This window comes from Streptomyces sp. NPDC055103 (assembly GCF_053607625.1).
Genome location: NZ_JBSGTX010000097.1, coordinates 1 through 24,452 on the forward strand (window position 1 = coordinate 1; position 24,452 = coordinate 24,452).

At 72.2% G+C, this 24,452-nt stretch carries 19 protein-coding genes; 16 read left to right on the forward strand and 3 right to left on the reverse strand.

Annotation, left to right across the window (positions count from 1 at the left end):
• Window positions 1-52 precede the first annotated feature (52 nt).
• The 3 genes from ACWFR1_RS36670 to ACWFR1_RS36680 are packed head-to-tail and all read right to left on the reverse strand — an operon-like array spanning window position 53 to window position 4,161.
• Window positions 53-289 carry a phosphopantetheine-binding protein gene (locus ACWFR1_RS36670; RefSeq protein WP_453559474.1) on the reverse strand — a complete coding sequence of 79 codons (237 nt, stop codon included), beginning with the start codon at window positions 287-289 and terminating at the stop codon, window positions 53-55.
• 23 nt (window positions 290-312) lie between these two features.
• Window positions 313-1,563, reverse strand: coding sequence for a cytochrome P450 (locus tag ACWFR1_RS36675; RefSeq protein WP_453559476.1), 1,251 nt, complete (start codon window positions 1,561-1,563; stop codon window positions 313-315).
• Between the two features lie 6 nt (window positions 1,564-1,569).
• Window positions 1,570-4,161, reverse strand: a complete 2,592-nt coding sequence (locus ACWFR1_RS36680; protein WP_453559478.1) for an AMP-binding protein — start codon at window positions 4,159-4,161, stop codon at window positions 1,570-1,572.
• Between the two features lie 255 nt (window positions 4,162-4,416).
• On the opposite strand from ACWFR1_RS36680, the gene ACWFR1_RS36685 reads away from it, so the two are divergent.
• The 16 genes from ACWFR1_RS36685 to ACWFR1_RS36760 all read left to right on the forward strand — a co-directional run bounded on the left by ACWFR1_RS36685 (window position 4,417) and on the right by ACWFR1_RS36760 (window position 24,348).
• Window positions 4,417-5,436, forward strand: a complete 1,020-nt coding sequence (locus ACWFR1_RS36685) for a VOC family protein (protein WP_453559481.1) — start codon at window positions 4,417-4,419, stop codon at window positions 5,434-5,436.
• Window positions 5,433-6,539, forward strand: coding sequence for an alpha-hydroxy acid oxidase (locus ACWFR1_RS36690; RefSeq protein ID WP_453559484.1), 1,107 nt, complete (start codon window positions 5,433-5,435; stop codon window positions 6,537-6,539). The genes ACWFR1_RS36685 and ACWFR1_RS36690 overlap by 4 nt, the downstream gene beginning before the upstream one ends.
• On the forward strand, window positions 6,536-7,873 hold the full coding sequence (locus ACWFR1_RS36695; protein ID WP_453559487.1) for an aminotransferase-like domain-containing protein: 1,338 nt from the start codon (window positions 6,536-6,538) through the stop codon (window positions 7,871-7,873). Before ACWFR1_RS36690 ends, ACWFR1_RS36695 begins: the two co-directional genes overlap by 4 nt.
• A 5-nt stretch (window positions 7,874-7,878) precedes the next feature.
• Window positions 7,879-8,946, forward strand: coding sequence for an N-acetylneuraminate synthase family protein (locus ACWFR1_RS36700; RefSeq protein ID WP_453559490.1), 1,068 nt, complete (start codon window positions 7,879-7,881; stop codon window positions 8,944-8,946).
• Window positions 8,930-9,739, forward strand: coding sequence for an SDR family oxidoreductase (locus ACWFR1_RS36705; protein ID WP_453559493.1), 810 nt, complete (start codon window positions 8,930-8,932; stop codon window positions 9,737-9,739). Before ACWFR1_RS36700 ends, ACWFR1_RS36705 begins: the two co-directional genes overlap by 17 nt.
• 26 nt (window positions 9,740-9,765) lie before the next feature.
• Window positions 9,766-11,727 carry a transketolase family protein gene (locus ACWFR1_RS36710; RefSeq protein WP_453559495.1) on the forward strand — a complete coding sequence of 654 codons (1,962 nt, stop codon included), beginning with the start codon at window positions 9,766-9,768 and terminating at the stop codon, window positions 11,725-11,727.
• Window positions 11,703-12,377, forward strand: coding sequence for an RraA family protein (locus ACWFR1_RS36715; RefSeq protein ID WP_453559498.1), 675 nt, complete (start codon window positions 11,703-11,705; stop codon window positions 12,375-12,377). The genes ACWFR1_RS36710 and ACWFR1_RS36715 overlap by 25 nt, the downstream gene beginning before the upstream one ends.
• Window positions 12,377-13,267 (forward strand): dTDP-4-dehydrorhamnose reductase, encoded by an 891-nt coding sequence (rfbD, locus tag ACWFR1_RS36720; protein ID WP_453559501.1) that lies wholly within the window; start codon window positions 12,377-12,379, stop codon window positions 13,265-13,267. The genes ACWFR1_RS36715 and rfbD overlap by 1 nt, the downstream gene beginning before the upstream one ends.
• On the forward strand, window positions 13,267-13,914 hold the full coding sequence (locus ACWFR1_RS36725; RefSeq protein ID WP_453559504.1) for an HAD family hydrolase: 648 nt from the start codon (window positions 13,267-13,269) through the stop codon (window positions 13,912-13,914). The genes rfbD and ACWFR1_RS36725 overlap by 1 nt, the downstream gene beginning before the upstream one ends.
• 1 nt (window position 13,915) lies before the next feature.
• On the forward strand, window positions 13,916-15,199 hold the full coding sequence (gene lat / locus ACWFR1_RS36730) for an L-lysine 6-transaminase (protein ID WP_453559506.1): 1,284 nt from the start codon (window positions 13,916-13,918) through the stop codon (window positions 15,197-15,199).
• Window positions 15,200-15,308: 109 nt separating this feature from the next.
• Complete coding sequence (locus tag ACWFR1_RS36735) at window positions 15,309-15,524, forward strand: MbtH family protein (RefSeq protein ID WP_453559509.1); 216 nt, start codon at window positions 15,309-15,311, stop codon at window positions 15,522-15,524.
• Window positions 15,525-15,738: 214 nt separating this feature from the next.
• Entirely contained in the window at window positions 15,739-18,540 is a 2,802-nt protein-coding gene (locus ACWFR1_RS36740; RefSeq protein WP_453559512.1) for an AAA family ATPase, read from the forward strand.
• A gap of 331 nt (window positions 18,541-18,871) precedes the next feature.
• Window positions 18,872-21,841, forward strand: a complete 2,970-nt coding sequence (locus ACWFR1_RS36745; protein WP_453559514.1) for an AfsR/SARP family transcriptional regulator — start codon at window positions 18,872-18,874, stop codon at window positions 21,839-21,841.
• A 227-nt stretch (window positions 21,842-22,068) separates the two neighbouring features.
• A complete protein-coding gene (locus ACWFR1_RS36750; protein ID WP_453559517.1) occupies window positions 22,069-22,398 on the forward strand; it encodes a hydroxyisourate hydrolase in 330 nt (109 codons plus the stop codon).
• A gap of 369 nt (window positions 22,399-22,767) precedes the next feature.
• A complete protein-coding gene (uraH, locus tag ACWFR1_RS36755; RefSeq protein WP_453559520.1) occupies window positions 22,768-23,130 on the forward strand; it encodes a hydroxyisourate hydrolase in 363 nt (120 codons plus the stop codon).
• A gap of 195 nt (window positions 23,131-23,325) precedes the next feature.
• Window positions 23,326-24,348 carry a ParB/RepB/Spo0J family partition protein gene (locus ACWFR1_RS36760; protein ID WP_453559523.1) on the forward strand — a complete coding sequence of 341 codons (1,023 nt, stop codon included), beginning with the start codon at window positions 23,326-23,328 and terminating at the stop codon, window positions 24,346-24,348.
• Window positions 24,349-24,452: the final 104 nt, after the last annotated feature.

Here is a 24,452-nt window from a genome sequence, read left to right on the forward strand (position 1 = left end):
ACAGGACGGCGGGAGCGAAGGACTCGCTCCCGCGGTCCTGTCGTGCGAGGGGTCAGGACCGGTCCGGGGACTGCTCTCCGGACCGGGCGAGCTGGCCGGCGAAGTCCGCCAGTACGGGGTGTTCCAGCAGGACCCGGACCCGGACCGTGATGCCGAGGCGCCGGCGCACCGCGGCCACCACCTCCATGGCGGCCAGTGACTGACCGCCCAGCGCGAAGAAGTCGTCGTCGTCCGTGACCGGGACGCCGAGAACCTCCTGCCATATCTCGGCGATTGCGGTGGTACTCATCGTCCATCAGCTCCTTTGCGGGCTCATGCCAGGTGCAGCAGCACCGGCAGGCTGGTCAGTCCGTGGATGAAGTTGCCGCCGCTCCGGACCGGTTCGCCGGCCGGGGCCAGCGTGCGCACGCGGCGGATCAACGCGGTCAGCAGAGCGGTCAGTTCGAGCCTGGCGACCCGGGCCCCGACACAGACGTGCGGGCCCCAGCCGAACGCCAGGTGCCGGTTGGGGGCGCGATCGGACAGGAAGGTGTCCGGGTCGGCGAAGACGGCCGGGTCGCGGTTGGCCGAGCAGAGCCAGGCGGTCACCCGCTGGCCGGGGAGCAGCTCGGTGCCGGAGACCGTGACCGGGCGGGTCACCGTGCGCAGCGCGTGCAGACCGGGGCTGGTCCAGCGCAGGATCTCCTCGACGGTGGTGGGCAGCAGCTCCGGCGACGCGCGCAGCGCCGCCCACAGTTCGGGCCGCTCGGCGAAGACCAGCAGCGCTCCGGCCGCCGCGTACCGCACGGTCTCGCTGGCACCGGTCAGCACGCCGCTGCAGTTGAGGATCAGCTCGCCGTCGGTGAGGTCGCCCCCGGCCGAGAGCAGCGCGCTGATCAGGTCGTCGCCGGGGCGGGCACGGCGCCGGGCGATCAGGTCGGCGAAGTAGCCGAAGATCTCCGCGTTGGCGTCCAGCCGGTCGATCGGGTCGGGGGAGTCCAGGCCGTCGGTGGTGAGTCCGCCGATCAGCGGCCAGTCGGCCCGGGGCAGGTCCATCATGGCGCAGATGACCTGGTTGGGCAGCCGCCGGGTCAGGTCGCCGACGGCGTCCCGGACCAGTGGCCCGGCCGCCTCGTCGGGCCGGTCGGCGGCGGGTCCGTGGGAACCCGCACCGACCACCTCGTCCACCAGGTCGGTGACGCCGGCGACGATCCGGTCGTGCCAGAGCCGCAGCGCCGCCGGGGTGAACGGCGCGCCCACCACGCGGCGGATCCGGCCGTGCCGCGGCGGGTCGCTGACCACCATCATCCGGTCGGCGACCAGCCGGGCGGCCTCGTCCGTGCCGCCGAGCCTGATGCCGGCGCGGGAACTGAACGTGGCCGGATCACTCAGGACCGTCAGGACGTCGTCGTACCGGGCAGCCACCCAGAACCCGTGACCGTCCGGGCCCGGTTCCGGCCCTGGCCCCGACCCCGCCCCCGGCTCCGGATGCCAGGTCAGGCCGGGACGGTCGCGCACGGCCGCGAGCTGGTCCAGGAACCGGTTCCCGGCGAAGACGTCCGGCGTGAGCAGGTCGATGTCCATCGCCGGTCAGCGCGCCTCGATCACGGAGAACGGTGACCCCGGGATCGCCAGGACCCGGTCCATGCGGTAGCCGGCGGCCTCCAGGATCCGGGCGAACCCGGACCGGCCGCGTTCCCGGCCACCGGTGAGGACCATCATGCCGAGGTCGCTCCAGCGGCTGATGTGCGGGGAGTCGTCCTCCGGTACCAGCATCTCGATGACCAGCAGCCGGCCGCCGGGCGCCAGGGCCTCACGGCTCGACCGCAGGATGTCGACCGCCTGCTCGTCGGTCCAGTCGTGCAGGACGCTGCAGAGCAGGTGGGTGTCCGCGCCGGTCGGCACCGCGGCGAAGAAGTCGCCGGGCACGGTGCGGCAACCGGGCACCCCGCCACGGAGGTCGACCTCGTCGATCACCGAGGGGCGGTCGAAGAGGACGCCGCTCGCGTGCGGGGCCGCCGAGAGGATCTCGCCCAGGAGGAAGCCGTCGGCGCCCCCGATGTCCAGGATGGTCTCCGACAGCGACCAGTCGACGGCCTCGGCCGCCTGCCGGTACAGGCGGCCGGTACGCTCCCGCATCCGGCGCAGGAAGGCGACGTTCGCGCCGCGCTGGGTGTTCTTGGTCCCGAAGAAGTCGCCGTCGTCGCCTCCGAAGGCTGCCGCACCGGTGCGGAACGTGTCCGTGGCACGCAGCCAGACGAGCTGGCTCTCGGCGTTGACCAGCGACGCGGAGAGGCTCCGCGGGTCGTCGCGGCGCAGCCGCGCGCCGAGCGTGGTCAGCCGGAAGCCGGTGACGGCGTCGCCGGCGAAGAACCCGGCCGCGGCGAGGGCGGACAGCAGCCGGCCCAGGGCGTCGGGGTCGGCGTCGATCAGCTTCGCCGTGGTCGCCACGGGCTGAGGGGTCGAGAAGTCCATCGCGTCGGCGACGCCGAGTTCGATGGCGATGCGCAGCGCGTGCGGCAGCACCGCGACCATGCTGTCGTCGACGAGCGTGAGGTAGTCCTCCACGATCCGGTCGACGGCCCCGGCGGAGGCGCTTCCGGGGGAGGTGCTCGCGGGGGAGGCGTCCTCGGCGCGGGGGCTCACGGGGGAGGTGGTCCCGGCCGAGGTGGTCTCGGCGGCCTCGGCCGTCTCGGTGGTCTCGGTGGTTTCGATGTACGTGGTCATCGTCAGCCCCTTTCCTGGGGTCGGGACGCGTAGCAGCAGCTCTGTCACGGCTCGGTGGTCGACCTTGCCGTTGGCGTTGTGGGGGAGTTCGTCGAGGCGGCGCACCAGATCGGGCACGAGATGGCCGGGGAGCCGGTCGCGCAGCTCCGTACGGACCCGGTCCGGGTCCGCGTCGCCGGTGAAGGCCAGGGCGAGACGTTCGTACGCACCGCTCCGGCCGGACAGCGGCACCGCCACGCAGTCGCGCACACCGGCACGGTCCGCGGTGTGGCTCTCGACCTCGCCCAGCTCCACCCGGTATCCGCGGATCTTCACCTGCCGGTCGGCGCGGCCCAGGAAGTGCAGCACCCCCTCGGCGTCGCGGAGCGCGCGGTCACCGGTGCGGTAGACCCGCGTCGGCACACCGTGGACGTCGACGGTGACGAACCGCTCGGCGGTGCGTTCCGGGTCGCGCAGGTATCCCTGAGCCAGCCCCGCGCCCGCCACGCACAGTTCGCCGTCGATCAGATGGACCTCCGTGCCGGGCACCGGCCGCCCGATGGGCACGCCGTGCGGCCGGTCGCAGTCCTCGGGCCGGATGCGGTGCATGGTGGCGAAGGCGAAACTCTCCACCGGGCCGTAGCAGTTGTGGACGGTCGTGTCCGGGTGCCGCAGCAGCAGTGCGCGTACCGGCTCGGGCGCCAGCCGTTCACCGCCGATGAACATCAGGTCGATCCCGCGGAAGCAGTCGGGGTCCAGCCGGACCAGCAGGTTCACCACGGACGCGACCAGGACGAGGGTGTTCACGCCGTGGCGTGCGACCAGGTCGCGCAGGGCGTCCGGCAGCAGATGGTCCTCGTCCGGCAGCACCACGGTGCCGCCGCGGCACAGCATGCCCCACAGCTCAAGGCCGCAGGCGTCCCAGCCGACCGGGGCGAGCTGCGGCAGCACCCGCCCGGGGCCGAAGGCCGCCAGGGGGCCGCCGGCGAAGAGCCGCAGCACGGCCCGGTGCGGAGTCACCACCCCCTTGGGGGTGCCGGTGCTGCCGGAGGTGAAGAAGACACAGGCCGGGCCGTCCGGCCCGATGTCCGCCCGGACCTTCGGAGCGCCGGGCGCGGGTGCCGACGGTGGGGTCCAGCAGGGAGCGCCGGCGAGCGGAGTGTCCGTGACGAACAGCGGTGCCCGCAGCAGGCGCAGGAGTTCCCGGACCCGCTCGTCCGGCCACTTCACGTCGATGGGGCAGTAGGCCGCACCCGTCTTCAGCACGGCCAGCAGCAGGGTCACCATCCTGGCCGAGCGGGTGACGCGGACCGGCACCAGGGAACCCGGTCCCACCCCCGCCTCGACCAGAGCGGCGGCATACGCGTCGGCCGCCGAAACAAGTCGGGAATAGGTGACCGGTCCTTCGTCGTCAATCAGCGCAATATGGTCGCCGTATTCTGCCGCGCACTTGTCGAGTACTTGGTGAATCAGCACGTACCGCTCCTTGTCCGCAGCTCCGACCGCACGCATATTCACCTGTCACGGTGGCGTGCGCAACCCCTATGAACCCCATAGCGGATACCCCGGCACCCAGGTAAGAGGCCGTGTGTTCCGCAGTGTTGAGCGGGTCGAGGCGGGCTGCATTGACATTCTTCCGGGCCCGTCCGTAGCGTTTTTTCGTCGCGGTACCGGGATCTGACAATTCTTGCTCCCGCCGTTGAAACCGATTATCGAGCCTTGGGGGAATTCGTGTCGTCCGCACCCCAGACCAGAAATCAGCACGCAGTTGACGCCGGGATCGACCACATCACCATCTCCGTCGGTGACGCCCACGCCCGTGCCGCCGAGTTCGTCGACCGCTACGGCTTCGAGGTGATCGCCGCCGGCGACACCCCGGAGTTCGCCGCCGTGGCCGTACGGCAGCGGGACGTCGTCCTGGTCCTGCTGGAGGGCCGCACCGACGACCATCCGGCCGCCCGGTTCATCGCCCGCCACGGCGACGGCGTGAGCGACATCGCCCTGCGGGTGGCAGCCCCGGACCGCACGGTGCTCGACGCCTTCGGCGACGTGACGCACACCTTCGTGAGCCGGCCCGCCGGCGAACCCTGGTCGCTGCCCGGTATCGCACCGGTGAGCACCGAGGAGACCACGGGAACCACGGCCGTCACCGTGCCGGGCCGGCGTCACCTGCTGTGCGTCGACCACATCGCGGTCTGCCTGGAGAACGGCCAACTGGATCCGACCATCGCGTTCTACCGGCGGAAGCTGGGCTGGGAGGTGGTCTTCGAGGAGGATATCCACGTCGGCGCACAGGCCATGCAGTCCAAGGTGGTGCAGAGCCCGAACGGGCTGGTGACGCTGACGCTGCTGCAGCCCATGACCGGCGCCGCCCCGGGCCAGATCGACGACTTCCTGACCAAGCACGGCGGCGGCGGTGTGCAGCACCTGGCGTTCGCCGTACCGGACATCGTCGACGCGGTGGCCGACCTCGGCACCGCCGGCGTGCGGTTCCTCGCCACGCCGGACTCGTACTACGAGGACCTCGAGGAGCGGCTCGGGGCGTCCGCCCATCCGGTCGAGGAGCTGCGCAAGTACAGCGTGCTCGCCGACCGGGACCACGACGGCGAGCTGTTCCAGATCTTCACCCGCTCCGAGCATCCCCGCCGCACCCACTTCATGGAGATCATCGAACGCCGGGGCGCGACCACGTTCGGCAGCAACAACATCCGCAAGCTGTACGAGGCGGTCGAGCGACAGGACCTGGCGTGACGAGCGGACCGGCCGTCCTGGCGACGGATCCGCTCACCCTCGCCGACGCCGAGGACCGGGCCCGCGCCGTGCTCGCGCCCGACGTGTACGACTTCGTGGCCGGCGGAAGTGGCGACGAGTCGACGCTGAACGCCAACCGGGCCGCGTTCGACCGGTGTCACCTCGTCCCACGCGTGCTGTCCGGGGTGGCCGCCGCCGACACCACGACCACCCTGCTGGGGGCGCCGGCGTCGATGCCCGTCGCGGTGGCCCCGATGGCGTTCCACTCGGTGGTGCACCCGGACGGCGAACCGGCGGTGGCCCGCGCGGCGGCCGCGGCCGGCATCCCCTTCACGGCGTCGACCCTGGCCGGCCGTCCGCTCGACGAGCTGTCCGCCGCCGGCGGCCCCCTGCTCTTCCAGCTGTACTGGCTCCGCGACCGCGCCCGCACCGAGTGGCTGATCGACGAGGCCGAGCGGCTCGGCGCCCGCGCCCTGGTCCTCACCGTGGACGTACCGTTCATGGGCCGGCGACTCCGCGATCTGCGCAACGGGTTCGCCGTACCGGCGCATGCCGCACCCGTGAACCTGCCCGACACCCAGCACGGCGGCGGGCAGAGCGTCGGCGGCCACGCGGCCGCGGTGATCGACCCCACCCTGTCCTGGGCCGACGTCGACCGGCTGCGGCGGCGGACACGACTGCCGTTGGTGCTCAAGGGAGTTCTCGACCCGGCGGACGCGCGGCGCGCGGTGGACCTCGGTGTGGACGGCCTCGTGGTGTCCAACCACGGCGGTCGGCAACTGGACGGCGCCGTGCCCAGCCTCCTGGCCCTGCCGGCGATCCGGGACGAGGTCGGCGACGCGTGCGAGCTGCTCCTCGACAGCGGTGTGCGCAGCGGCACCGACGTGCTGCGCGCGCTGGCCCTCGGCGCGACCGGGGTCCTCCTCGGCCGACCGGTCCTGTGGGGACTGGCCGCCGGCGGCGAGGCGGGCGTGACCGGGGTACTGGAGCTGCTGCGCGCCGAACTCGAAGGGGCGATGGCCCTCGCCGGGGCGCCGAACGTGGCCGCCGCCGGGTGGCTGGGCGTGCGCTGGTCAGGAACGTACGCGCGGGAGGAGTCATGACCGAGTCGCCCCCCGCCTCGGCGGCCCGGCCTGCGCGGCCCGGGACGGTGCTGGACCTGGCCGACCTGCACGGCTCGCTGTCCGATCCGGCGCTGCTGTCGATGAACCTGCTGAACGAGGTGTCCGACCGCTACCCGGACGCGGTCTCCTTCGCACCCGGCCGGCCGGACCCGGGCGCCTTCTCGATCGAGGACGTCCACCGGTATCTGCGGACGTGGACCGAACACGTCACCGAGGGCACGGCCCGGGGCGCGGAAGCGGCCCGCAACCGGCTCTACCAGTACGGCCGGACGAAGGGCGTGATCCAGGACCTGGTGGCCCGCAACCTCGCGACCGACGAGAACATCCACGTCGACCCCGAGTCGATCCTGGTGACCGTCGGCTGCCAGGAGGCCATGGTCCTGACCTTGCGCGCGCTGCGCGCCGATGACCGCGACGTGCTCCTGGCCACCTCACCGGCCTACGTGGGCATCACCGGCGCGGCCCGTCTGGTCGACCTGCCGGTCGTGCCCGTCGACAGCGGCACCGGCGGCATCGACCTGGACGACCTGGCGGCCAAGGTGCGGGGCGCCCGCGAGGCCGGTCTGCGGCCCCGGGCCTGCTATCTGGTGCCCGACTTCGCCAATCCGACCGGACTCAGTCTCGACGTACCGGGCCGGCGCCGGCTCCTCGACCTGGCCGCCGAGCTGGACATCCTGATCATCGAGGACAACCCGTACGGCTTCTTCGGCGACGGAGCGCCCCCGAAACCGACGCTCAAGTCGCTGGACACCGGCCATCGGGTCGTCTACCTCGGCTCGTACGCCAAGACCGCCCTCCCCGGCGCACGCATCGGGTACGTGGTGGCGGACCAGCCGGTCGTCCGGGACGGAGAGGTCCTCGGGACCCTCGCCGACGAGCTCTCGAAGATCAAGAGCATGATCACGGTCAACACCCCGCCGATCGCGCAGGCCGTCATCGGCGGCAAGCTGCTGGAGAGCGGCTTCGCGCTCCGCGAGGCGAACCGTGACGCCACCGCGCGGTACGGGCAGCGGCTGCGGCACCTGCTCGACGGGCTCGCCGCACGGTTCCCGGCACCGTCGCCGGTCACCTGGAACCGACCGGACGGCGGATTCTTCCTGGTCGTCACGGTGCCGTTCGTCGCCGACGACGACCTGCTCGCCCACTCGGCCCAGCGGCACAAGGTCATCTGGACGCCGATGCACCACTTCTACGCGGCGGGGGGCGGACAGCGGCAGCTGCGCCTGTCCTGCAGCTCGCTCACGCCGGAGGAGATCGACCTCGGTCTGGACCGGTTCGCTTCGCTGGTTACCGATCTTCTGGAAAGGACCTGAGCACCATGAGAGCGCTGACGGTAAACGATCGGACGATCTCCGACGACACCGACGCCTATGTGATCGCGGAGATCGGCCACAACCACGAGGGCGATCTGGGCAAGGCGGAGGAGCTGGTCCGCCAGGCGGCCGCCGCCGGGGCAAGTGCGGTCAAGCTGCAGAAGCGGAACAACCGCCTGCTCTACACCAGGGCGATGTACGACTCCCCGTACCCCGGCCGCAACAGCTTCGGCCCGACGTACGGAGCGCACCGCGAGTTCCTGGAGTTCGGCACCCAGGAGTACACGCATCTCCAGCAGCTGTCGGCCGAACTGGGTGTCGACTTCATGGCGACCGCCTTCGACTTCGCCAGCGTGGACTTCCTGGCCGAGCTCGGCGTCCCCGCGATCAAGATCGCGTCCGGGGACATCAGGAACACCCCCCTCCTCGCCTACGCGGCGAAGGCGGGCAAGCCGCTGATCGTGAGCACCGGCGGCGCCGACATGGAGTCGGTGCGGCGCGCCTGCGGCACCGTCCTGCCGATCAACCCGGACCTCGCCCTGCTCCAGTGCACGGCGACGTACCCGGCCGAGCCGGAGGAGCTGAACCTCGCGGTCATCGCCACCTACCGGGCCGAGTTCCCGGACACGGTGGTCGGCTTCTCCGGGCACGACCTCGGCCCGCAGGCCGCCTGGACCGCGTACGCGCTCGGCGCCCGGGTGGTGGAGAAGCACGTCACCCTCGACCGCACCCGGCCCGGCAGCGACCACAAGTTCTCGCTGGAGCAGCAGGACATCGCCGAACTGGTCGACGGCCTGCGCCGGGTACGGCGCTCACTCGGTAGCGGGGACAAGCGGGTCCTGCCGGCCGAACGGCCCGCGATCACCAAGATGGGCAAGAAGCTGGTCGCCCACCGGGACCTGCCGGCCGGGCACCGCCTCACCCTGGAGGACGTGGCGATCAAGTCGCCGGGCGACGGACTGACGCCCGACCGGCTCGCCGACGTGGTGGGCCGCCACCTCGGCAGGCCGCTGGCGGCCGACGCCGACATCACCCTGGACGACCTGGTGGACGGCGATGCCGGCCGCGATTGACCTGACCGGATCGGTCGCCGTCGTGACCGGTGTCTGCGGACGGCTCGGCCCGGTGTGGGTCGACGCCCTGCTGGGCGCCGGTGCCGACGTGGTGGGCCTGGACGTACGGGACACCCGAGGACCGGACCTGTCGGCGGTGCTGGACCGGCACGACCCGAAGCGGTTCACGGCGCTGGTCGCGGACGTCACCGACACCGGCAGCCTGCGCCGTGCGCTCGACGACTGTCTCGAACGGGCCGGCGAGCCGACCATCCTGGTCAACAACGCCGGTGTCGACAGCCCGCCGTCCGCCGACGGCGCCGGCTGGCGCTTCGAGGACATCCCGGACGAGGTGTCCGGCGGTGTGCTCGCGGTCAACGCCCAGGGGACGCTGCGCATGTGCCAGGTGTTCGGGTCGCGGATGGTCCGGCACGGCGGCGGATCCATCGTCAACATCGGCTCGATGTACGGCCGCCTCGCGCCCGACCCGCGGATGTACGAGCACCTCCCGATGGACCCGCCGTTCCTGAAACCGCCCGCGTACGGCATGTCCAAGGCCGGCGTCGCCGCGCTGTCCCGCTACCTCGCGGCGCTCTGGGGTCCGGCCGGGGTGCGGGTCAACACCCTGTCGCCCGGCGGGGTCCTGGGCTCCCAGGACCCGGTGTTCCGGGAGAAGTTCGACGCCCGCGTACCACTGCGGCGCATGGCCCGCACCGAGGACCTGACCGGACCGCTGCTGTTCCTCGCGTCCGACCTGAGCCGCTACGTCACCGGCACCGAACTCGCCGTGGACGGCGGGTTCAGCTGCTGGTGACACCGAACCATCCACGAGGAGAAGCCATGGACAGGTCCTTGGCCTGGATACCGCGCGCCGAGTTCGCGCGGGTCCTGGGTCACGTCGACGACCGGTACGAACGGGCCCTCGCCTTCTCGGCGATGTCCCGGATCAACACCCTCTACATGATCGCGCGTGCCGGCTCGGGACACATCGGCTCCAGCTTCAGCGCCGCCGACGTGGTCAGCTGGCTGGTGCTCGAGGAGCTCGACAGGCCCTTCGAAGCCGACGGCGACGTGTACTTCTCGTCGAAGGGGCACGACGCGCCCGGACTGTACGCCGCGATGATCGGCCTCGGACACCTGGACGAGGACCTCCTGCACCGGCTGCGGCGGATCGACGGACTGCCCGGACACCCGGACGTCGGCACCCCCGGAATGCCCTTCAACACCGGTTCCCTGGGCATGGGCATCTCCAAGGCCAAGGGCCTGATCCTCGCCCACCGCCTGTCCGGCCGGGCCTCCCGGGTCGTGGTGATGACCGGGGACGGCGAGCTGCAGGAGGGCCAGAACTGGGAGGCGCTGCCCAGCGCCGCGCGGTACGGGATGGGCGAACTGACCGTGGTCGTCGACCACAACCGCCTGCAGTCCGACACGTACGTCACCGACGTCAGCGACCTCGGCGACCTGACCGGCAAGTTCACCGCCGCGGGCTGGGGCGTGCTGCGCTGCGACGGGCACGACCCCCGGCAGCTGCACGAGGCGTTCACCCGCCGCGCCGCGGACCACCCGGGGCAGCCCGTCGTGATCATCGCGGACACGGTGAAGGGCAGCGGCTGTCCCACGTTCGCCGCGACCTCGATGGCACCCGGCGAATGGCGCTACCGCCACCACAGCGGCGCGCCGAGCCCCGAGGACTACGGCTCCGCGTACAAGGAACTGCTCGACACCGCCGACGAGATACTCCGCCGACGCGGCCTGCCGGAGCTCCGGACGGTCGAGCGCACCCTCGACCTGCCGGTGAAACCGGACGGGGTGCGGCTGCCCGAACTGTACGGCCGGCTGCTCACCGAGGCGGCGCACGACGATCCGCGGATCGTGGCCCTCGACGGCGACCTGGTGCTCGACACCGGCCTGATCCCCTTCCGTGAGGCCCACCCGGACCGGTTCGTCGAATGCGGCATCGCGGAGCAGGACATGGTCTCGATGGCGAGCGGCCTCGCGGCGGGCGGTCTGCGGCCGTTCGTGCACTCGTTCTCCTGCTTCCTGCACGCGCGGCCCAACGAGCACATCTACAACAACGCCACCGAACGACGGCCGGTGGTCTACGTCGGCTCGCTCGCCGGGCTGCTGCCCGCCGGGCCGGGCCACTCGCACCAGGCGGTCCGCGACGTGTCGGCGCTGAGCGCCGTCCCCGGTCTGACGATCCTGGAACCCTCCCACCCCGCCGAGCTGGCCGCCGCCCTGAGCTACTGCCGCACCACCCAGGAAAGCGTCTACCTGCGGCTGTCCAGCCAGCTGGTCCCCGCCGAACTGGCGGAACTGCCGCCCGCGCCCCTCGTGGTCGGCCAGGGCCGGATCCTGCGGGCCGGCGGCCGAGCGGTCGCGTTCGGCGCGGGCCCGGTGGTCCTCGCACAACTCCTCGCCGCCGCCGACCTGCTCACCGCCCAGGGCATCGAGCTGACCGTGGTGGACCTGCCCTGGCACAACCGGGTCGACCCGGAGTGGCTGGCCGAGCTGTTGACCGGCGTCCGGCACGTGTTCGTCGTCGAGCACCAGTACAGCAGCGGGGGCCAGGCCGACCTGATCGCCCGGCAACTCCTCGAGACCGGCGCCTGGGACGGGGCCGCCTTCCGCGGCGTCGGCCTCACCGACGTACCCCGCTGCGGCACCGACGCCGAAGTGCTCGCCGCGCACGGCATGGACGCGGCGCACCTGGCACGACTCATCGGCGCGGACGTCCTGGACCGTACGCGTACCACCCCACCGACAGGAGAGACATCGTGGAAACCGTCCGCAACGAACTGAACCGTCCGCCCGAGGAGATCGTCGAGGGCTTCCGCGCGGTGCTCGCCGAGTACAGCCCCAGCTGCCTGGTCACCGACGCGCGCCGGCGCGTCGGCGCGATCGGCGGGCTGCTGCCGGTGAAGCACCACCACAAGATCGCCGGGCCGGCCCTCACCGTCAGCCTCTCGATCGACGACCTGGTCGACTGCATGCCGGTGCTGGCCCGGGCCCAGCCTGGCGACGTGGTCGTCGTCGCCTGCCACGGCACCACCCGCACCGCGATGTGGGGCGGCCTGATGTCCACCCTGTCCCGGCAGATCGGTCTCGCCGCCGGCATCGTCGACGGCGCCATCCGCGACGTCGACGAGATCCGCGACCTGGACTTCCCGGTCTGGTACCGCAGCACCGTCCCGAGGCCCTCCCCGACCGCCGTGCACGACCGCACCGAGCCGGTCCAGGTGAACGTGCCGGTGGTGATCGACGGCCAGGTCATCAACCCCGGGGACATCCTCGTCGCCGACGAGAACGGCATCGCGGTCGTGCCGCGGGACGAGGCGGAGACCGTACTCGACCGCACGCGGATGAACATCGACAGGGAGCGGGTGATCCGCGAGAAGATCAGCTCCGGCCTGTCGGTCGCCGAACTGATCGCCGAGTTCGGACACCTGTGATGCGCGTCTACCTCACCGGCGCCGACGGGATGCTGGGCACCGCGCTGCGCCACGAGCTCGCGACGCGGCCGGAGACCGCCGACTGGCCCGTCCTCGGCGTCTCCCTCGCCGACTTCGACATCGGCGACGAGGCCGCCGTCCGGGACTCCATCGCCGACTTCCGGCCCGACGTGGTGGTGCACACCGCCGCGAACGCCGTCGTCGACTCCTGCGAACGGGACCCGGCGCTGGCCCTGCGGGTCAACGTCGGCGGCACCCATCACGTCGCGGAAGCCTGCCGACGCCAGGGCAGCCGACTGATCTACCTCTCCAGCGACTACGTCTTCGACGGCCGGGCACCCGGTCCCGCCGGGTACAACGAGGACGACGTACCCGCCCCGGTCAGCGTCTACGGCCTGAGCAAACTGGCCGGCGAGCGGATCGTCGAGGCCGTGCCCGACCACCTCGTGGTGCGCACGTCCTGGCTGTACGGCGGCACCGACCCGGCCCTGGACCAGGTGCTCGCCGCCGTGCGGGAGTTCCTCGCCGGCGGCCGGCCCCGCCTGATCGACGACCAGTTCAGCAGTCCCACCTATCTCCCCGACCTGGCGTCCGCGCTGGTACGGCTGCTGCCCGGCGCCCTGGCCGTCCGCGGCCTGCTGCACATCGCCAACCGGGGCCGGGCCAGCTGGTACCAGGTCGGCATGGCCCTCGCCGAACGGCTCGGCACCGCCCACCCGGTGCCGATGTCCATGGACGACGCCGGCTTCGTCGGCGGCCGGCCGCGCGACTCGCGCCTGGACAGCACCCGCGCGGCCGCCTTCGTCCACGCGATGCCCCACTGGAGCGACTCCCTCACCCGGTACTGCGCCCGCCTCACCGCCGTCGACCGAGGACCGGTGAGCCACTGATGCCCGAGCGGCCGTTCCTGCTCCTGGACTTCGACGGAGTGGTCTGCGACACCGAACGGGCCGCGCTGCTGGCCTGGCAGGACCTGTACGACCGGCTCGGGGTGCCCCTGACCGCCGAGGTACGGGCCGGGATGCTCGGCAACTCCGCCGGCGCCCGGATCGCCCTCGACGACCTGGCCACCCGGCTGGGCCGGCCGGTCGGGGACCACGAGTGGACCTGGCAGCGGCGGCGGCGGACAGACCGGTGCGCCGCCGCGCCGGCCCGCCCCGGCGTGGACCGGCTGCTGCGCACCGCCGAGGGCGCCGCGATCGTGTCCAGCAGCCCGGCCGCCTGGGTGGAGGAGCACCTGCGGCGGCTCGGGCTGCGGGACCGCTTCGCCTTCCTGGTCACCGGCGACGACACCGACCGGCACAAACCGGAACCGGACCTGTACCTCCTCGCGCTGGAACGCGCCGGGGTCGGTGCCGACGACGCGCTCGCCGTCGAGGACTCCCCGCGAGGCGTCCGCGCGGCCCGGGCCGCCGGGCTGCGCTGCGTGGCCGTCCCCTGGGACCCGGCGCAGGCGCCCGACCTGGCCGGCGCCGACACGGTGCTGCCCAGCCTGGACGAACTCGATCTGCGGCACTATCGGCACGACGAGGTGTGACATGGAGATCACGGCGGACAACGCCCTGAAGGAGCTGTCCCGGCACGTCCTGATGGACGGCCTGGACCTGGTACTGGACCTGGACCGCAGCCGCGGCAGCACGCTGGTCGACGCGCGCGGTGGCGAGGAGTACCTGGACCTGCTCACGTTCTACGGCTCACTGCCCCTGGGCATGAACCACCCCGACATGGCGGGCGACCCGGCGTTCCTGGCCGAACTCACCCGGGCCGCGCTGCACAAGGTCACCAACTCCGACATCTACACCGCGCAGTACGCGCGGTTCACGGCGACGTTCAGCCGCGTGCTCGGCGACCCGAGGCTCCCGCACCTGTTCTTCATCGACGGCGGCGCCCTGGCGGTCGAGAACGCGCTGAAGGTGGCCTTCGACTGGCGGGCACAGCGACCGCGGCACGACCCGACGGTGCCCCTCGAAGTCCTCCACATGGAGAGCGCCTTCCACGGCCGCAGCGGCTACACGCTGAGCCTGACGAACACCTCCCCGACGGTGACCGCGCGGTATCCCGGCTGGACATGGCCGCGCGTCCCCGTGCCCCGGCCCGGCGCCGCACGAGAAGCGGTCGAGGTCGCGCGACGGCACCTGGCCGAGCGCGGCGACCGGATCGCCTGCTTCGTCGCCGAGCCGATCCAGGGGGCCGGCGGCGACCGGCACCTCGGCCGGGAGTTCCTGCTGCGCATGCAGGACCTGTGCCACGAGTACGACGTGCTGTTCGTGCTCGACGAGGTGCAGACCGGCTGCGGCATGTCCGGCGCGCCGTGGGCGTACCAGCGGCTCGGGCTCGAACCCGACGTGGTGGCCTTCGGCAAGAAGACCCAGGTGTGCGGTCTGATGGCGGGCGGCCGGGTCGACCAGGTACCCGAGGGCGCCCTGGCCGTGCCGGACCGGCTCGGTTCCACCTGGGGCGGCAACACCGCGGACATGGTGCGGGCCACCCGGATCCTGGAGATCGTCGAGCGGGACGGCCTGGTCGCGGCAGCCGAGACCAGGGGCGCGCATCTGGGCCGGCTGCTCGCCGACCTGGCCGCCGCCCACCCGACGCTGGTGCGCGACGTCCGCGGCCTGGGCCTGATGTGGGCGTTCGACCTGCCGGACCCGGCGCTGCGCGACGAGGTCCTGGACCGGTTGCGCCGCGGTCACCGGGTGCTGCTGCTGCCCGGCGGGGCGAGCGCCGTACGGTTCCGCCCGGCACTGACCGTCGGGCTCGACGAACTGGACAAGGGCGTCGCCGCGGTGGACGCCGTCCTCACCGCGATGAGAGCCCGATGAACGGCTCACCGCCTCGCGTACGGGTGTGTAGGGGTTGTCAGGAGTTTGCCGTGCGACCAGAATGCGGGCGGCTCTTTGTTTCGATGGCAATAAAGGAGTGCGTTGACTCATGAGCAATCCGTTCGAGGATGAGAATTCCGCATACCGCGTTCTGGTCAATGCGGAGGAGCAGTATTCCCTTTGGCCGGATTTCGCCGAGGTCCCGGCCGGCTGGACCGTCGCCCTGCCGAGCACGACCCGGCAGGAGTGCCTGGACTACGTGAACGAACACTGGGTCGACATGCGCCCCAAGAGCCTTGTCGAGGCGATGCGCCGGACCGGCTGACGCACCCCGCCCCGGAAAGCCAGGGATCACGCGGCCCGGTCGCGTGATCCCTGGTCGCGTTCCGCGGCGACTCCCTCCGCATTCGGCCGCCGTGGTGGCCGATAGCGCGCTGATAGCCGGTCGATGAGCCGGACGGGAAGCATGGGCCACGACCTACTGCCTGGCCGAGGAATGGCTTTCCCTCTTTCTCACCGACCCATGGGAGGAGTTCGCGGTGGAACTGGTGGAGCGCGAAGCGTCGTTGGCGAGACTGTCCGCGCTGGCCGAACAGGCACGGGACGGACACGGACGCGCCGTACTGGTCTCCGGACCGGTGGCGGCGGGCAAGAGCGTACTGGTGCACCACTTCGTCGACCGCGCCCTGAGCCTGGGAATGCTTCCGCTGTCGGCGCTGGGATCCGGTGACGAGCGGCACCTGACCCTCGGGGTGATGCGGCAGCTGGTGGACGACGCGCCGCTGGACGCCGAGGACCGGGCGCGGGCCGTGACCCTGATCGACGAGGGCGTCCGCACGGCCCGGTGCGAGGGCGCCGGCGAGCAGCTGGACGACGGCATCGTGCACGGGCTCTGCACCGTCCTGCTGGAACTGGCCGAACGCTGCCCCCTGTACATCGCCGTCGACGACGTGGAGCAGGCCGACCAGGCCTCGCTGACGTGCCTGGCCTACCTGGCCCGGCGGCTGAACAGCGCCCGGGTGCTCGCGGTGTTCACCCACAGCGGGCACGGCTGCGACACCGACTTCCGCTTCGGCGCCGACCTGATGCGCCAGCCCAACTGCCACCGCGTCGAGGTCACCCAGGTCTCCCCGGCGGGCGTGCGGCAACTGATAGCCCAGCACCTCGGCGAGATGACCGCCGACGAGCGGTCCGCCGACTGGCACGCCTACAGCGGAGGCAACCCGCTGCTTGTCGAGGCGCTGGTCCGCGACCACCTGGGCGGTGGAGAGGCCGGTCCGCGCTTCCGCGAGGCCGTCCTGTCCTGCCTGCGCCGCGGCTGCCCGGACATGGTCCGGGTGCTCAACGGCTACGTGGTCCTCGGCGAACTGGACCACCTGGACCGCCTGGTGGACCTGAGCCCGGCCCGGACCACGGAGGCCGTGCACGCGTTGATCGCCGGCGGCCTGCTCACCATGGACGGGTTCCGGCACGAGGCGGCCCGCGCCGCGGTGGTCGGCGCGATCGAGGCCGACGAGCTGGCCCGCCTGCACGCCCGCGCGGCGGTCCTCGCCCACGAGCGCGGAGCCGGGACCGTCGTGATCGCCGACCACCTGCTCCACGCCGGAGCGCCGGCCGGCGGCGCGGTGCCGGGGGACGGAGGCGTACGGGGGGACGAGGGCGTCCTTGCCGAGCCGTGGGCGCTGCCCGCGCTGGAGGACGCCGCGGCGCACGCCCTGCGCGACGGCGCGGCCGGCCGCGCCGTCGACCGCCTCCGGCTGGCCCGGCTGATCTGCGCGGACCCGCTCCGCCGGGCACGGATCACCGCCGCCCTGATACGCGCCGAGTGGAGCATCAACCCCGGGGTGTCCAGCGGCCGGCTCGGCGAACTCGTCGAGGCGATGCGCAAGGGCAGCCTCCGCGGTGCCGACGCGCTCACACTGGCCAGGGCGCTGCTCTGGCACGGCCGGTTCGAACAGGCCCAGGAAGTCCTCGGCCACCTGGCGGGAGCCGGACAGGCGACCGACCCGGAGGCGGCCACCGAGCTGCAGATCACCCGGCGCCGGCTGCGGCACACCTACCCGTCCTTCCTGGCCGCGCTCGGTCCGCGGCCCACCGGCGGACGTCCCCCCACGCACTCGGTGAGCGCCGACCGCCGGTTGCAGGCGGTCTCCGCACTGGCCGCCGTCGTCAGCGAGGGACCCCATCCGGAGGCCGTCAGCGTGGCGCAGCGCGTGCTGCACGGCACCCGGCCGGAGGAGCTGTCCACCGAGACGGTCGAGAGCGCCCTCCTCGCCCTCGCGTACAGCGGACGGGCCGAGCGGGCGACGGCCTGGTGCGATCTGTTCCTGGACCGCATGCAGACGCGGCACACACCGAGCCGACGGGCGCGGCTCGGCGCGGTGCGTGCCGAGATCGCCCTGCGCCGAGGTGACCTGACCGACGCCCGGCGGTACGCGAGCGAAGCGCTCGCCACCCTGCCGGCGATCAGCTGGGGCGTGACCGTCGGCGCGCCGCTGAGCACACTGATCCTGGCCACCACCGCGATGGGCCGCTACGACGAGGCACAGGCCCACCTGGCCCACCGCGTTCCCGAGGCGATGGCCGACACCCGTTACGGCGTGCACTACCAGTACGCGCGGGCGCGGTTCGGACTCGCCACCGGCCACCTGGAGATGGCGCTGGAGGACCTGCTCCGGTGCGGTGCCACGCTCTGCCGATGGGGGATGGACACACCGGGTCTGATCCCGTGGCGCACCGATGTGGCCGAGGTGTACCTGGGCCTGGGCCGCCCGGACGAAGCCAAGCGGATACTCGAGGAGCAGTCGGCGAAGTTCACCGTGATGCCGAACCGGGTCCGCGGCACCGCGACCAGGGTCCTGGCCGGAGCCGGCGCGCCGAGGCACCGGCCGACGCTGCTGCGCCAGGCGGCCGAACTGCTGCAGTCCGACGACGGCGACCGGTACGAACTCGCCCTGGCCTTCGCCGATCTGGCGCGGGCCTACCGGACCCTGGGCGAGTTCCGGCGTGCCGCGGCGGCCGAGCGGCGCGCGGTCATCGTGGCCGCCGACTGCCACGCCGAGGCACTGGTCCGGGGCCTGGTGGTGGAGAGCTCCGCCGCGGTGCCGGCACCGGACGCCGGCGGTGACGGGCTCACCGAGGCGGAGCGGCGGGTCGCCGCGATGGCCGCGGTCGGCTGTTCCAACCGGGAGATCGCCGAGGGACTGCACGTCACGGTCAGCACGGTGGAGCAGCACCTGACCCGCACGTACCGGAAGCTCCGTATCAGCCGACGGGCGGACCTCCCCTCCCTGCTGGGCGGAGCGACGAGGGGAGACCTCACCGACGCGCGGCGGCGGTGAGTGGCTCCCGTCCCGCCTTCGGAATTCCGGCCACGTGGCTCAACCGCGTTCTCGGCTTCCGCCGTGAGTCATCACATCGCCTCTTGACGTGATTCCCCCGCCACTTGAGAATCACCGCTCTCTGGACAGACCTGTTCGAGGTTAGGTAGATATGATGAGGGTGCGTAGCTGACCGGCGGAATCTATGGCGGGGATGTGAAGGGCGGTCATGCGCTTTCGATTACTCGGGCCATTGGAAGTCGTCGGCCCCGGTGGCCCAGCGCTGATCACCGCCGAGCGCCAGCGAATCGTTTTGGCGGTACTGCTCCTTGAGCCCAATCGGATCGTTCCGATGGGCAGGCTCGTCGACGCGGTCTGGGGCACGGCCCCGCCACCCACCGCGCGGGCCCAGATCCAGATCTGCGTCTCCATCGTCCGCGCCAGCATGGCGAAAGTCGGCCTGCCCGACGTCATCCAGACCAGGTCGCCCGGATACCTCGCCGAGGTCGGGGAAGACGAGCTGGACCTCCAGGTCTTCGAGCGGGCCGCGGCGGCCGGACGTGCCGCCGCGGACGCCGGGCGCTTCGACGAGGCGGCGGCCGCCTTCGGATCCGCGCTCGGGCTCTGGCGCGGATCCTCCTGTTTCGGCGGTGGCACCACCAGCACGGCGCTTCAGGCTCCCGCGGCGCGGCTCGACGAACAGCGGCTCGACGTCGTGGAGCAGTGGGCGGACGCGCGGCTGGCCCTCGGCCTCCACCAGCAGCTCGTGGCGCGGCTGATCGACCTGGTCATGCAGAACCCGCTGCGTGAACGCCTGCGCGCCCAGCTCATGGTGGCGCTGGCCCGGTCGGGCCGCCAGGCCGAGGCCCTGGAGGTGTACCGGCGTGGTCGGCGCGAGCTGATCGACGAACTCGGCATCGAGCCGGGGGAGGAGCTCCGCCGACTGCAGGAGGCGATTCTGGCCGGCCGGCTGGACGGCTCCCCTCCGGTGAGCACGCCGCCCGCGGCGCGGACGGTACCGACGGCGCCGGCGATGCCCACGGCACCCGCGGCCCCGCCGCCGGCACCGGCACCGGCACCGCCCGTACAGCCACCGGCGGCGTCGACGGCGGCCGTGACGGCCGTCGAGCCCCCGGCGGTGCCCCGCCTGCTGCCCGGCGCGATCGCCGACTTCAGCGGACGGGACGACCTGCTCGCCTCGCTCGCGGCGGCGCTGGAGGAGGCCACGGAGACGTCGTACGCCCTGCGGATCGTCGCGATCACCGGCAAGGGAGGCGTCGGCAAGACCACCCTCGCGGTGCACCTCGGGCATTTCTTGGCGAAACGATTCCCCGACGGCCAGATGTTCGCGAAGCTGCGCGGCCCGTCAGCCCAGCCGATCCTGCCGACCCGCGTCCTCGAACGCTTCCTGCGCTGCCTGGGCATACCGGGCTCGGCGGTGCCGTCGACCATCGAGGAACGGGCGGAACTGTTCCGGAACCTCGTCGCCGACCGGCACATGCTGATCGTGCTCGACGACGCCATCGACGAGGAACAGGTGCGCTGGCTGCTGCCCGGATCGTCCAACTGTCCGGTCGTGATCACGAGCCGGTCCCGGCTGGCCGGCCTGGAGGGCGCGAGCTCCGTCCAGATCGACGTGTTCTCCACCGAACAGGCCCTGCAACTGCTCAGCCGGATCCTCGGCGCCGAGCGGATCCACAGCGAACTGTCCAGCGCCCTGCAACTGATACAGCTGTGCGGCAGCCTCGCGCTGGCCCTGCGGATCGTGGCGGCGCGGCTCGCCGCCCGGCCGCACTGGCCCCTGAGCAAGATGGTGGCGCGGCTCCGTGACGAACGCCAGCGCCTGGACGAGCTGACCCATGGCGGCGTCGGCGTCCGGGCCGGCCTCGCCATGGCCTACCAGGGCCTGCCGTCCGACGCGCAGCGCCTCTTCCGGCGGCTGTCCATGCTGGAGGCGGCGGAGTTCTCCAGCTGGGTCGCGGCCCCTTTGCTGGACGTCGCCGTGGCGGAGGCCGAGGACACCCTGGAGTTCCTCGTGGACGCCCAGCTTGTGGACGTCGAGGTGGTGAAGGGCCGCCGCCCCCGCTACCGCCTGCACGACCTGGTGCGGGTCTACTCCCAGGAGTGCCTCGCCGCGCACGAGAGCACTGCCGAGCGAGCGGTCGTGCTCGGCCGGGTGCTGAGCACGTGGCTGCTGCTGGTCGAGGAGGCGCACCGGCGGGCCTACGGCGGCGACCACACGCTGATCCACGGGGACGCCCCGCGCCTGGCGCTCGAAGAGTCGGTCCTCGACCGCGAACTCGCCGATCCCATCGGGTGGTTCGAGGACGAACGGGCCAGTCTCATCACGGCGGTCAGACAGGCCGCGGGCGCGGGTCTCGACGAGCTCTGCTGGGACCTGGCGCTGACGCTGGTCACGCTCTTCGAGATGTACGGCTACTTCGACGACTGGCGCACGACGCACGAGATCGCGCTGGCGGTCACCCGGCACCACGACAACCGGCGCGGTCAGGCGGCGATGCTGTACTCCCTCGGCACCCTGCACATGTTCGAGTACAAGCTGGACGAGGCGGGACGCCGGCTGGGGCTCGCCTGCGAGCTGTTCCACCAGGTCGGCGACGTGCACGGCGGAGCGCTCGCCCTGCGCAACCTCGCCTTCGTCGACCGGATCCAGGGCCGGCTCGACGAGGCGATGGCGGGCTACGAGAAGGCGCTGGTGATGCTCTCCGAGGTGAACGACTCCACCGCGGAGGCGCACGTGCTGAGCAACATGGCGCAGATCCACCTGGACCGCGGCCTGATCGCGGAGGGCAAGGAGACCATGGCGGCCGGTCTGGCCGCGGTGGAGCGGTCCGGCAACCGGCGGGTGCGCGCGCAGATCCTGTGTCGCCTGGGAGAGGCGCATCTGCAGATCGGCGAGGTGACCGAGGCCGAGTACGTGTTCACCCGGGGGCTCGAGACCGTCCGTTCCGTCGGCGACCCGGTGGGGGAGTGCTACGCGCTGCGCGGTCTGGCCGTCGTCCGGTCGCGGCAGGGGAGTCATGACGCGGCCTACGAGATGCTGGAACAGGCCATGGCGATCGCCACCCGGGCCCACGAGGTTCTCGCCATCGGCCGGATCCAGCTCTCGCTCGGTGAGGTGGCCGCGGACAAGGGAAGCCACGAGCGGGCCGAGGAGCACCTCGCCGCGGCACTCGACATCTTCGAGCGGATGCGGGCCGTCAAGTGGCGGGAACAGACGCTGCGCCTCATGAGCGACGTCCGCGCGGCCGCCGACGACGCGGCCAAGGCCGCCGCCTGCGCGCGGGCGAGCTCGGGCTGATGCCGGGCCCGGCATCAGAACCGGCCAGTCAGGAACGGAACCTCCACGGCTCCTGTGGCCGCGTGGCATCATGCCCGCCTCGGCGGGAAGCTCCCGCCGGACAGCGGACGCCGTGCGGCGGGAAGGAAGGAAGGCGCCGTCGCGGCTGGGACGGGGCTGATGTTCGCAGACGGGACGCATCCGGTGTTCCGTCCCACAAAGGATGCAATCGATGAGGCCGGTGTCACGTGAAACTCGGAGTGTGTGTCTCTGATGGAACCAATGGGCAGCCCGTCGACGGGCTGCTGATCCGCATCGAACGGCCCGGCCTGGACGCGTGGCAGACCGTGTGGCACGGGCTGACCGGCACGGACGGCCGGCTGGACCGCCCCTCCTTTCCGGAGGACGGTCCTGGACCGCTCCGGCTGATCCTGGAGACCGACCGGTACTTCACGACGCTCGGGATGCGGGCGTTCTACCGGTACATCGCGGTCGAGTTCGCCGAGTGGGAGACGGACCAGGAGATCCCGATCGTGATCGCCCCCCACGGCTACGCGGTGTGCGCCGTCGGCCAGTAGCCGCGGCACACGATCGAGGCACGACGACAGGCGACCCCACCCCGGTCGCTCCGAGGCAGCGGCGGGTGAAGGCGATCCCTTCCTCGCGCCCTCGCCCGAGCGCCGCTCTCTCCCCCACGACAAAGGGCGCTTAGCGAGTACTTAGCGTTCCAGTAGGCGGACGAAAACGGAGCTCACTAGAACTGGAGGCATCCACCCGGACCTCCGGGTCACGAGTTTCCGTAGGGGAGATCGACATGTGGGCTCTGCTGTACACCCTGGCCGGATACGCGGGCGTCTACACCACGGACGACACCATCTGGGGCTGACGTCGATGGCATGGGAAGCGCTGACGGCGAAGGGCCTGTGCCGGCGGGGAGGCGACACCCGATGAGCATCTCGGTTCGGGTCATCGACTCCACCAACGGCTGCCCCGTCGCGGACCTGGCCGTCACCCTGCACGTCCGGGAACAGGGCTCGTGGCCCGTCGTGGCCCGCTCGCGGACCGACAACGCGGGGAAGATCGGCTCGATGTGCGAGCAGGCCCTGCCGTACGGGTCCTACCGGCTGGTCTTCGACACCGGGGAGTACTTCGCCGAGCGGGCGGTGGACAGCCTGTACGCGGAGGTCATCGTCTCGCTCCGCTATCCGGGCGACCCGGGCGACCTGCACGTTCCGCTGCTGCTGAGCCCGTTCTCATACACCACCTACCGGGGGTACGTCCCCGAGGCGGCGGCAGCCGAGAAGGTGTGAGGCCGGGCAGGCGAAGCGTGTGCCGGAGCCTGCCCGTCCTCCTTCCTCAGCACCCCGTACCTCGCAGAGGTCCACTCGCACCACTCCACCCTGCCGCCGCGCCGGGCTCGCCGTACCCGCGGACGCGGTGCAGGGGCACCGCAAGCAGAAGGGGTGGAACACTTGTCTGACACATCGCGGTCGACGATTCACACAGTGCCGGTCGAATCCCTGCTGCCGGCGGACTCGCCCCGGCTGGCGGGTCTGGACGAGGGCCACGCGCGGGCGCTTGCGGACAGCGGAGCCGCGTTCGAACCGATCCTCGTGCACCGGGACACGGGACGCGTGGTCGACGGCATGCACCGGCTGCGGGCCGTGATCCTGCGCGGGGAACGCCGCATCGCGGTCCACTACGTCGAGGGCGCGTCGCCCGATCTTTTCGTGCGGTCGGTGCAGGCCAACATCAGCCATGGCCTTCCCCTGACGCTCGGAGACCGCAAAGCGGCGGCCCTGCGCATCCTCGCGACCCATCCCCACTGGTCGGACCGGGCCATCGCCGCCGTCACAGGGGTGTCGCCGAAGACGGTAGGGGCCGTACGGGGGAAGTGTTCGACTGAGGATTCTCCTCAGTCGAAACCCGCGCTCCCGCGCGTGGGCAGGGACGGCCGGGCCCGCCCGGCGGACATGCCGGAGCGGCGCGAGAAGGCGCGGTCCCTGCTGGCGGAGCGGCCCCGCGCCACCCTGCGCGAAGTGGCCCAGGAGGCCGGCGTCTCCGTCAGTACCGCGCACCGCCTCCGACAGGAACTGCGGTCCTGCGCGCCCGTCCCCGTCCCCGACGCGGACGAGCGGACGCCGGCCGCGGCCACCGCTCACGCGGACCCCGCGTACCTCACCACGCTCGTGGTCGCGGCCTCCCAGCGGTGCTCCGGCCCGGCCTCCCTCCCGCCACCCCCGGACCCGTCCTCGCGAGGGACCACGCGCATCCGCGTGCGGGCCCTGGACGTCCTGTCCAACGATCCCTCGATCCGCTTCACGGACAGCGGCCGCGCGCTGCTGCGCTGGCTCAACGGCCAGGCCCAAGGGCTCGCGGCGGGCGAGCAGTTGCTGGCCGCTGTGCCCCCGCACTGCGCACTGGCCCTCACCGAGGTGGTGAGCCACTACGCCAGGGAGTGGGAGCGGCTGGCCGCCGGGCTGCAGCAGACCGATCCGATGAACGAACCCTGGCGAGCGGTCCGCTGAGACCGCCGCCGACCGACGACGTGGGGGGGCCCCAGTCATTAATGCGGCGCCCCCCGAGGGTGGGGGGCGCGCGAGCCGGGGGAAAAAAACAAAAACCCTCCCCC